Below are 10610 nucleotides of genomic sequence, written 5' to 3' on the forward strand. Positions count from 1 at the left end.
GTTATGAAAAAAGAAATCATCTATCTATTGGCGTTAATCTTATGTGTTTCCTGTGAGGATGTCATCGATGTTGAGCTGCCGGAAACGGAACCCAAACTGATCGTTGAAGGACTTTTACGGGTCGATAAAAGCGAAGAGTTCATCAATGTGGAAATCAAAATGAAGGAGACCAGTAGCTATTTTGATGAAAACCAACCCGTGCAAGTGGAAAGTGCTGTCATTACTTATGGTAGACCCCTGAACGATGGCCTTTTTGAAACCTTGGCCTTCTCTTCCTTGGCGGAAAAGGAACCAGGAACGGGCATCTATATTCCAGACCCCGATTATTCCTCCGATCAGCGTATCAGGACATCAGCAGCTCAACCGGGCATTGTTTTTATTTTGGAAATTACCTACCAAGGAAAATACTATTATGCGCAGACCGAATATGCCCCCACCGTACCTTTGGACAATTTGGAACAAGGCGATGGTACCCTTTTTGAGGATGATGACACCGAAATGATCGTCACCTTTACTGATGACCCGGAAGAGGACAACTTTTATGTATTCGATTTTGATTTTGGGGAATTTTTGACGGTGGAAGATCAATTTTTTCAAGGACAACAATTTTCTTTCTCATATTTCTATAACGACAACCTGAATCCAGGTCAGGAAGTTACCGTAAGCATTTTGGGGGCCACCGAGGAGTTTTACAATTACATGGACCTAGTTCTGGAACAGACTACAGATACCGGAGGTATTTTTCAGACTCCCATTGCTACGGTACGAGGCAATGTATTTGATGTTACGGGTTTGGACAACATCAATATTTATGACAATGTGGAAAGGCCCAATGATTATGCCCTGGGCTATTTTGCCGTGGTACAGGAATATTCCCAGACCATCACCATTCAATAGGCTATAGAATCACATATAGAAGTAAGACCATTAGAATACCAACAATCCCCTGCATCAAGGTTCCCATGGTATGTCCGCGAAGTGCGGTCTTTACATTCATATTTGAAAATTGGGATACTACCCAAAAATAACTATCGTTGATGTGGGAAACCGTCATGGCCCCGGCCCCAACGGCCAAAACGGCCAATGCCTTATCCGTAATGCCCAACAATCCAAATGTTTCCAAGAGAGGGGCAATGATGGCCGATGTGGTTATGATGGCCACGGTAGAAGATCCTTGGGCCGTCTTCAAGATGGCGGCAATGGCAAAAGCGATCAACAACCCTCCCATGCCAGTGCTGGATTCCAAGTTAATGAGGGATGCGATGTCAATGGTCCTCAATATGGCGCCAAAAGCACCACCGGCCCCCGTGATCAATACAATCGACCCCGCTTGCTTGAATGCCTCGGCTACCCAACCTTCCTTCTCCTTGGACGGTACTTTCCTACCCAAAGAAAAAGCAAAAAACACCCCGATCAACAAGGCAATTACAGGACTTCCGAAAAAGTCCAAAATCTTGAATACCCAACCATTACCCAATGGGTAAGTAGGGTAATTGACAACGGATTTTAATGCAATCAATATGATGGGAGCCAATAATGGCATGAAAGCTTGTATAGGTTTGATGCCATAGTTGGTTTCTTTGGTTTTTTCTTTAACTGCCAAGACCTCATCATCTTCTTTTAAGGATTTACCGATATACCTCGCCCAAAAATAACCCGCCAGGGAAACCGGAATCGACACTAATAATCCCAAGAGCAAGACCAGTCCCAAATCGGCCTCCAAAATGGCCGCAGCGGCCAAGGGACCAGGGGTTGGAGGTACAAAAACATGTGCCGAATACAGCCCAGTGGCTAAAGCGATGGCAAAAACCAAGGCAGGTATCCCCGTTTTTTTACTGATGGCCTTGTTCAATGAGGAAAGGATGATGAACCCCGAGTCGCAGAAAACGGGGATGGAAATGACATATCCGGCAAGGTTAATGGCCAGTGGTGATCGTTTTAACCCTATCCATTTTAAAATACTATTGGCCAATACCTGTGTGCTACCCGTTTTCTCGAGATAAATCCCAATAACGGTTCCAAAGGCAATCACCAAACCGATTCCTGAAAGTGTCTTGCCAAAACCGTCCCCAATGGTAGTCATGATATCTTGGGGGGAAAGTCCCAACAAAAAACCCGATACCACAGCCGCAATGGTGAGCGAGAATATCGGGTGCATCTTAAACTTTACAGTGGCCAAAATGATAAAGAGGACAACCGCTGCCAGAACTAGTATTTCCATGGTTAATTTTTGTGCATTACCCTCTAAATATAAGTTAATATTCCTACTTTGGTCCCATGAGGCGCACGGACAAGGAACTTTTGGTCAAAGGGATAAAATCATTTGGTTTTACGGTATTGGCCATGTTCATGGGGCCTTTTTTAATCTACGAGGCCTTTAAAAACGAAGATCATTTCCTTTATATCCCTGTCCTGATATTGGGCATTTTATGTGCCGGATTGGCCATTTATCTGGGCTTCCGTTCCGTAAGTATTATGATGGATGCCATTTTTGGCAAAAAGACCAAAAACTAGTTTTGGGGGGCGGGGGGTTTATTTTTCCACTTATTGGTCAACTGGGCATAATCGTAGTCCAAAACGGATTTTTGTCGCACCAATTGATTCGCCGAAAAGGCACGTTGCAGGATGTCCTCAATCAAATAATCCTCATGTACCTGCTCTGGTAAAAACTCCTCTTTTAAACTGATTTTAAACATACTGGCGGTGGTATTGTACCAAAAGGCGCGCCACCCGCTCCGCAATTCCTTCACCAAGTCAAATGCCGTCTCCCCTGTTTGTCTATGAATCAATTTCACCAAAATCTGTCCTTCGGTACGGGTTAATTTTTTAAGTTCTCCCGAAAACTCCTCCTCTATGTACTTCTGGACCTTTTTGGTGTATTTTTTTTGATGGCGTTTCTTAGTGATATGTTGCAAACTATCGTTCAGTTCCACCAAACGCTCAGCGGCCATTTTTGCATACGGGTATACTTTCAGGGTCTTTCTGCGAAGGATCAAATACCGAAGACGTTCATTCTTGTCGGCAAATTCCAACTTGCCAAAAATGTAGACTTCATCCAGTTCAATGGAACTCAATAAAATGGAATCCCCTTCGAACCGAACGTAGTAATCCTCCACGGTATCCTTCGGAAACAAAATAGAATCCCTTTCGGTCTCTTGCGAAAATCCAAGGGACCAAATCATAAGGAAGACACCTAAAATAGCACTACGAAACATGCGGTTCATTTGTCAAAAGTCCTGCCAAAATTACATATAAAGGTATGATTTGGCTATTAAATAAAAGTGAATATTCTTATGTTTGTGTACTAAATCAGACGTATGGCATCAGCAAAGATCATCAATAAAAAGTCCCTAGAATTTCTAGAAAAATACTTGAACAACCCATCACCTACCGGTTATGAATGGGAGGGTCAAAAAATTTGGATGGACTACCTAAAACCCTATGTGGACGAATTTATCACGGATACCTACGGTACCGCGGTAGCCGTCATCAATCCAAAGGCAAAATACAAAGTTGTAATCGAGGGACATTCAGATGAAATTTCCTGGTACGTCAATTATATCACTGACAATGGACTGCTTTACGTTATCCGCAACGGAGGGAGCGACCATCAGATAGCACCATCCAAATGGGTAGACATCCATACCAAAAATGGGGTGGTGAAAGGGGTTTTCGGATGGCCGGCCATCCATACCCGTGACCGTGCCAAGGAGGAGCCGCCAAAATTGGAGAACATCTTTATCGACATCGGTGCCAAAGACAAGGCGGAAGTAGAAAAAATGGGCGTACATGTAGGCTGTGTAATCACTTACCCTGATCAGTTTCATATCTTGAACAAGGACAAGTTTGTTTGTCGTGCCTTGGACAACCGTGTTGGCGGATTCATGATTGCCGAAGTGGCCCGATTACTACACGAGAACAAGCAAAAACTGCCTTTTGGGCTCTATGTGACCAATTCTGTACAAGAAGAAATTGGACTTCGCGGGGCCGAGATGATTACGCAGACCATCAAACCAAACGTTGCCATTGTGACAGATGTTTGCCACGACACAACCACGCCCATGATCGACAAAAAGAAAGAAGGCGAGACCATGATAGGTTCTGGACCCGTGGTTTCCTATGCTCCTGCAGTGCAGAACAAGTTAAGGGAACGCATCATTGAAACGGCCGAAACCAAAAAAATACCGTTCCAACGATTGGCCGCATCCCGATTTACGGGTACGGACACCGACGCCTTTGCCTACAGTAATGGTGGGGTGGCCTCAGCTTTGATTTCCCTTCCCTTGCGCTATATGCATACCACGGTGGAAACGGTACACAAGGACGACGTGGAAAATGTGATTCGCCTAATCTATGAAACTTTGTTGACCATAAAAGAGGGAGAAACGTTCAGCTATTTTGATTAACTGATGTTATTTGAAGCGAAGAATCTTAGATTAGATTAGATTCTTCAGTCGCAAAGCTCCTTCAGAATGACATTTTTGCGCTGTTTTATAACGTGAATTGTCAGTTCGAGTGAAATGCTGAAAGTATTTTGTATCGAGAACAATTTTCCTCTACTCGGAATCTAATTCTCGATACAATTTATCTTTTTTTCATTCTGAAAAATCACTCGAATTGACATGTTGGCCTGTTCATTTAAAACATTTTACCTCCCCTCCGTATGACAATTTCTTATCTTTAGGGGTATGGATGAATATGTAGACATTTTGGACGAACAGGGCAACCCAACGGGACAGTCCTGTTTAAAATCCGAAGCGCATCGAAAAGGGCTACTCCATCCCACCATCCATGTATGGCTGTATACCAAGGATGGTCGGGTACTGATCCAACAACGGGGAAAACACAAAGACACCCACCCTTTGTTGTGGGACGTTTCAGTAGCTGGGCATGTGGCTGCTGGTGAAAACATTTCCTTGGCTGCGGTACGCGAAGTGGAAGAGGAAGTGGGACTGCACATTACCCAAAAGGATTTGGAACCCATTGGCACCTTTAAAGCAGTCCATAAAATATCTGAAGATTTCATCGATGCCGAACTCCACCATATTTTCCTATGCGAGTTGAAGATTCCGCTTGGTGCTTTGATCAAACAGGACAGCGAGGTGGATGATTTGGCGTTGATTCCCCTTTTCAAGTTTGCCGAGGAAACTTGGGGGCTGGCCAATGTAGCCAAATATGTGCCCCATGGCCCAACCTATTACAAAAACATCGTAAAGGAAATTAAAAATCGAATTTGACAGCTTCGGCAAATTGTGGGGCAGCATCCAAGTCGTACGATTTTTGGTCGCCCGTTTTCATATTCTTGACCACGAATTTTCCTTCTGCTAGTTCCTGCTCTCCCAATAGAATCACATAGGGGACATTTCTTTTATCGGCATATTTGAACTGTTTTTGCACTTTGGCATCAGACGGGTATAAATCCGCACGAAGGCCAGCTTTTCTTAAGGTTGATACCAACTTCAAGGAAGCCAATCCCTCACCTTTACCGAAATTGAGGCATAGTACATCCAACGAAGTATCCAAACTGTCGGGAAACAGGTTTAACTCTTCCAAAACAAGGTAGATACGGTCCAAACCGAAAGAAATACCCACGCCACTTACATTTGGCAGGCCAAAAATGCCGGTTAGGTCGTCATAACGGCCACCACCACCTATGGAACCCATGCTCACGCCTTCAGGGGCGGCAACTTCAAAAATGGCACCAGTATAGTAGTTTAGACCTCTCGCAAGCGTCACGTCCAATTGTAAATGAGCGGATTGCAGTCCAATCGTACTTGCAGTTGAAATAATTTCCTCCAATTCGTAAACACCCCTCATACCCACTTCTGAATTGGCAAGCAAGGTTTTGAGTTGCTCCAATTGTTCCGAGGCAGTTCCTGTCATTTCAAACAACGGTTGGGCCTTGGCAATGGCCCCTTCGGAAATACCCTTTTCCATCATTTCGACCTTCACCTTCTCCTCTCCTATCTTGTCCAATTTATCCAGCGCCACGGTAAAATCGACCAATAAGCGCTTGGCCCCGATCACTTCGGCAATGCCTGAAAGAATTTTTCTGTTATTGATCTTTATGGTACAGCCTTTCAATCCCAAATCGGTGAACACGGCGTCATACAACTGCACAAATTCCACTTCCTGCAACAAGGAATCGGCACCAACCACATCGGCATCGCATTGGTAAAACTCACGGAAACGGCCTTTTTGTGGCCGATCGGCACGCCAAACGGGTTGGATTTGGTAGCGTTTGAATGGAAAATCAATTTCGTTTTGGTGCATCACCACGTACCGGGCAAAGGGCACGGTAAGGTCATAGCGCAAGGCTTTTTCAGAAATTTTTTGGGTAAGCGATGCTGAATTTTTGGAGCTGTAGGTCACATCATCCACCTTGGAAATAAAATCCCCAGAATTCAAGATCTTAAAGATCAAGCGGTCCCCTTCATCCCCATACTTGCCCATGAGCGTCTCCGAATTTTCAAAGGAAGGTGTCTCGATAGGCTGAAAACCATAGGTTTCAAAATGCTTTTTTATAATCTGGATGATATAGGTACGCTTGGACACCTCAGCGGGTGAAAAATCACGGGTTCCCTTGGGAATGGATGGTTTCTGTGCCATGTAATCTTAAATTCTCGTGCAAATATACGGTTTTGGGTAAAGGATCAAGGGCATGGGGATGAAAGGTTAAGGGATTCTTCAGTCGCTTCGCTCCATTGGAATGACATTTTTATATGCTAATGAATAGCATCCTTTCCCAAAAACCATTTACCCTAAACCCCTGAATCATTCCATAATCTGATCGAACCACTTATACAAATCTCCTTTGGTGATTACAGCCCCTTGTTTGACCAATTCGAACTTGTCCACGTTTTTATCTTCCCCATAGGCTTTGGACGCGGTGAGGTATTCCACAAAATCCGATTGAAAATTACGCTTGAACCAATCAAAACCTACTTTGGTACGAAGGTCGATTTCAGGATTCATCACTTTTACGGAAAGTAGCTTCATTTCCTTTTCTGTCAAATGAAACAAGTGCATATGCCGTTCCGATATGTTTTCCAGATATTCCACTTTGGAAAGTACACCTTCCCAAATCAAATCGCTGAACACATCGATTTCCTCCTCGGCCACTTCAGGCTTTTCAGTCTTGAGCGTTTTCCACTCTTCGGCGGTTATGGATTGTGTTGCCAAAAAATTGATGAACTCCTGGTGCAGTTCCTCCAATTGTTCTTTAGAAAGTCTTTTGTATTTCATGGTGCAAAAATAAAAAAGGGCGTGGATAACCACGCCCATCAAAACATCTCTTTTGAATTGTGGCTATTTTAGGATCACTTTCTGTAGAGAATATCCAAATTGTGTTTCCATCACTACTACATAGAGACCTGATGGCAATCCGGAAATATCCATGGGGATTTGGTAAGAATCCGATCCAAAAACCTGTTCGTGGCGTATTAGAGTATTGTTTGCCAAACCAAACACCTGTAACCCAACGGAACTGGGTTCCCTGAGTACAATATCTACCATGAATTTGCCATTTGTGGGATTGGGATATAATACAAAATGTTCTATGTGGTCATCTTTGGATTCTTGTTGGTCTTTAGGAATTGTGCCATCACTTTCCAAAATCACAATTGTTTTGGTCTCTGTTGACAAACAATCATCTCGATACACTTTTATTCCTACTTCATACTCGCCAGGTTGTTGAAATGCGATTTCCAACTGGTCCGCATCTTTGCTCAATACAATAGCCTCTTCAGGGATTACCCACTCCACTTGATCTGGAACGGGATAGCTCAAATCAACCGCCAAAACAGATTCATCAACAAAAGCCCTGCTGGTAATGGCGAAGTCTGCATTTGACTGTCCGGGCAACCCAATGGTTATTGAAGATGTATACTCGCACTGGTTCATATCAGTAATAAGAATATCATAGGTTCCCGATTCCAAATCGTTAAAAATTGGTTCCGATTGAAAACTGACTCCCCTATCAATGGAATACAGATAAGGAGCTGAACCTCCATTGGCCATAATTTGGGCACTTCCCTTCTTTCCTGTAAAACAAGTTGTTGGATAGGGTATTACTTGAACTTCCAAGGCACTATCCGGCTCAGTAATCTCAATCAAGCTTGATATTTGTGGTACAACCGAGGCATCCTTTAAGAAAAGAATATAAGTGCCGCTGGAAAGATCAGATATGGTTTTTTGATTTGAAGCTGAAAAACTTACATCGCCTTGCTTGACCCAGTGATACGTAAAAGGTGGGATGCCTGTTACCATGGCGGTAATGGTTCCAGTATTATCTCCCTTGCAGTTTACCGGGGTTGCTATCATATCGACAATAGCCAATGGGTCTGGCTCCGTAATGATTATAGGTTGTTCCAAAGTTGCATTACAACCGTTGGCATCGGTTACCATAACTTGATAAGAACCAACTTCAAGGCCCACCAAATTTGTTTCAGTAGATTCCTCTGAGGGCTGGAATGGCTCATCATTTTTAGACCATTCAAAAATGTAAGGTGAAGTGCCGTGCTCAAGTGAAATACTGGATGTCCCGTCGCTCTCCCCATTTAAGGAAATATTGGATTGGGAAACTTTGGAAACCGTAAAGAATGCTTCTGGTTCCGCAATAGTAATACCGACACCTTCATTGGATATTTGGCAATTTTCGTCTGAAACAAAATACACATAATTCCCCGCAGGAAGATCTGTTCGCAAAGGGCCTTCAATTGGGGCATCCAACCAGGTCACCGAATAAGGACCACCTGTACCTCCTGAAATTTCCAGTCCAATGGAACCGGTTGCCTCTCCCTTACAGATGACATTGGTTTTGTTTTCCACAACGGTAAGAAGTGGGTTTGCATAATTGAATTCATAGAAAGCCTCCAGACTTTCATCCCCCGTGTCTGTTACGGTTACAGAATATAGGCCCTGACCCACGTTGATGGATTGTGTTTGTTCTCCAGTTGACCACAAGTAGGCATATGAATTAGTACCACCAACTCCCTGTGCTTTGAGAATACCCATATCCCCTTCACAGGTAATTCCCATGGTTTCCGTGAACTCTATAGTCAAAGGATCCAGTTCTATAATTATTACCGCATACTCTTCAGAAAAACAGCCCTGAACGTTATCCTCAATGGTCAAAGTATAGGTTCCGGATTCCAATCCGCTCGGGTTCATGGGATTTTGCGGCTGAAAATCCAATCCATCCTTTTTCCAATGTAACGTATAGTCTCCACTACCATCAATAATATTTCCGATTAAAATGGAGCCTGTTGGCAGGTAATTGGGAGATGTTCCAGGTTGAAAAACTTGGTAGGAGTCCAACTTAGGGCTTGAATAGGTGGCATCCACCAAAAATTCGAGTACTTCAGATCCACAATTATGGGCATCGGTAATGAACACAGAATATGCTCCTTCCTGTAAATTCACCAAATGGGTATTGGTAGACCCTTGAGGTAACGGAAATGAGTTGCCGTTCTTTTTCCAATCATAGGCATAGGGCGGTGTTCCCCCTGAAGGGGTTATAGTAATTTCGCCATCGGAAACACCTTCGCAGGTGACATTATGTATCACTGGATTTACAATGGTAACTGCTGAGGGCTCTATAATTGTTATATCCACAAAATCGCTTTCAACAACACTAAAGGCATTTTCCTGAATAGGACCCACCATCCACTTTACCCCATAATTTCCCGCTTTTAAAGCGGTTCCTTTAAATATGTAAGTTTTCCCGTTAAAATCAATAGTTTTCAAATCCTTGTTTGAATCCTCTTGATCTTGTGCATATTGATTAGGTCCTGTTTTTTTATAAACAATAATTTGCATTTTTTCATCATCACCTAATTCTTGATCAAATGTAATCTTGAAACCGCCATCTTGCCCGCCATTACACGTAGGGCTGATGGGTGCTGGATTCGGGTTGACCAAAGGATCCAAAACAGGGATACATGGACTGACATCTACAGTAAAAGGACCAATGAGTCTATGTTGTGGGGAGGAAAGAGAATTTAAAATGCCTGAATCGTTCATGCCTTGCTTAAATCTATTTGATTGCCCCGAACCTTGAGCAGTTAATCTAAATCTAAGCATTATACTACCTAAGCTTTTCAAATCCTCTTGTATCGATTCATCCAATTCCTCTGCTGTTATTTTTAGTGGGAAAAGGCTTTTAATTTGATCATCTTCTATGGGTTTCCACTCATCATCCACATTTTCTTGATTCACCAAATACTCCCATTGGCCTCCCTCTATTTGAAATCCATCCCTCTCAAATATATAATCGCAATATCCTATAGGGATTTCGCTATCTGGTTCGTAAGGCAACAACCAACTTTTAGCGTAACAATTCAAAGCTGAGTACGTTCCTAGCAGTTCCACATTGTTTTTATTCCCATATTCTACAGTTTTCCCAAGAGATACAGACCTATCCTGAAGATCGATTCTGGCATCACAATAAGGAACCATTTGATTCAAGAATTCATCTGTATAGCTCATTACATTTTCATTACAATAATTAGTAGAGTTTGCCGGATTTACAGCCACAAAACTATATGAGCGATATCTATAATAGGTTAAATCCAAATTTTCCTCACTAGTAATATATGTTTCCCCTATAT

9 protein-coding genes are annotated in these 10610 nt (G+C 43.0%); 4 read left to right on the forward strand and 5 right to left on the reverse strand.

All coding sequences use genetic code 11. The features are described 5' to 3' along the window. Positions 1–3 precede the first annotated feature (3 nt). Positions 4–897, forward strand: a complete 894-nt coding sequence (locus tag D2V05_RS18315) for a DUF4249 family protein (RefSeq protein WP_119648968.1) — start codon at positions 4–6, stop codon at positions 895–897. A gap of 1 nt (position 898) precedes the next feature. Here the strand turns inward: D2V05_RS18315 and D2V05_RS18320 are convergent, their stop codons facing one another. Beyond that, a complete protein-coding gene (locus D2V05_RS18320) occupies positions 899–2221 on the reverse strand; it encodes a GntP family permease (RefSeq protein WP_119648970.1) in 1323 nt (440 codons plus the stop codon). Positions 2222–2277: 56 nt separating this feature from the next. On the opposite strand from D2V05_RS18320, the gene D2V05_RS18325 reads away from it, so the two are divergent. Beyond that, a complete protein-coding gene (locus tag D2V05_RS18325) occupies positions 2278–2514 on the forward strand; it encodes a DUF6095 family protein (RefSeq protein WP_119648972.1) in 237 nt (78 codons plus the stop codon). Here D2V05_RS18325 and D2V05_RS18330 read toward each other — a convergent pair. Next, positions 2511–3215: a DUF4294 domain-containing protein gene (locus D2V05_RS18330; RefSeq protein ID WP_119649401.1), complete on the reverse strand. Its 705-nt coding sequence runs from the start codon at positions 3213–3215 to the stop codon at positions 2511–2513. The two genes, D2V05_RS18325 and D2V05_RS18330, sit on opposite strands and share 4 nt — an antisense overlap. Positions 3216–3317: 102 nt before the next feature. On the opposite strand from D2V05_RS18330, the gene D2V05_RS18335 reads away from it, so the two are divergent. Both D2V05_RS18335 and D2V05_RS18340 read left to right on the forward strand, forming a co-directional pair. Further along, a complete protein-coding gene (locus D2V05_RS18335; protein WP_119648974.1) occupies positions 3318–4406 on the forward strand; it encodes a M42 family metallopeptidase in 1089 nt (362 codons plus the stop codon). Positions 4407–4688: 282 nt separating this feature from the next. Further along, the gene (locus D2V05_RS18340; protein WP_119648976.1) at positions 4689–5237 is read left to right on the forward strand and encodes an NUDIX hydrolase; all 549 of its coding nucleotides are present in this window, start codon (positions 4689–4691) and stop codon (positions 5235–5237) included. Here D2V05_RS18340 and hisS read toward each other — a convergent pair. From hisS to D2V05_RS18355, 3 genes are all read right to left on the reverse strand, one after another. Next, complete coding sequence (hisS, locus tag D2V05_RS18345; RefSeq protein WP_119648978.1) at positions 5221–6609, reverse strand: histidine--tRNA ligase; 1389 nt, start codon at positions 6607–6609, stop codon at positions 5221–5223. The two genes, D2V05_RS18340 and hisS, sit on opposite strands and share 17 nt — an antisense overlap. Positions 6610–6774: 165 nt before the next feature. Continuing rightward, entirely contained in the window at positions 6775–7245 is a 471-nt protein-coding gene (locus D2V05_RS18350) for a DUF6495 family protein (protein ID WP_119648980.1), read from the reverse strand. 63 nt (positions 7246–7308) lie between these two features. Further along, entirely contained in the window at positions 7309–10488 is a 3180-nt protein-coding gene (locus D2V05_RS18355) for a T9SS type A sorting domain-containing protein (protein WP_183114862.1), read from the reverse strand. Between the last annotated feature and the right edge of the window lie 122 nt (positions 10489–10610).

This window comes from Flagellimonas pelagia (assembly GCF_003584135.1).
GTDB lineage: Bacteria > Bacteroidota > Bacteroidia > Flavobacteriales > Flavobacteriaceae > Flagellimonas > Flagellimonas pelagia.

Bases quoted from the DNA above. Each gene is read 5' to 3' on its own strand.
- D2V05_RS18330 (WP_119649401.1), bottom strand. From the start codon at position 3,215: ATGTTTCGTAGTGCTATTTTAGGTGTCTTCCTTATGATTTGGTCCCTT.
- D2V05_RS18350 (WP_119648980.1), bottom strand. From the start codon at position 7,245: ATGAAATACAAAAGACTTTCTAAAGAACAATTGGAGGAACTGCACCAG.
- D2V05_RS18340 (WP_119648976.1), top strand. From the start codon at position 4,689: ATGGATGAATATGTAGACATTTTGGACGAACAGGGCAACCCAACGGGA.
- D2V05_RS18355 (WP_183114862.1), bottom strand. From the start codon at position 10,488: ATGAGCTATACAGATGAATTCTTGAATCAAATGGTTCCTTATTGTGAT.
- D2V05_RS18335 (WP_119648974.1), top strand. From the start codon at position 3,318: ATGGCATCAGCAAAGATCATCAATAAAAAGTCCCTAGAATTTCTAGAA.
- D2V05_RS18315 (WP_119648968.1), top strand. From the start codon at position 4: ATGAAAAAAGAAATCATCTATCTATTGGCGTTAATCTTATGTGTTTCC.
- D2V05_RS18325 (WP_119648972.1), top strand. From the start codon at position 2,278: ATGAGGCGCACGGACAAGGAACTTTTGGTCAAAGGGATAAAATCATTT.
- D2V05_RS18320 (WP_119648970.1), bottom strand. From the start codon at position 2,221: ATGGAAATACTAGTTCTGGCAGCGGTTGTCCTCTTTATCATTTTGGCC.
- hisS (WP_119648978.1), bottom strand. From the start codon at position 6,609: ATGGCACAGAAACCATCCATTCCCAAGGGAACCCGTGATTTTTCACCC.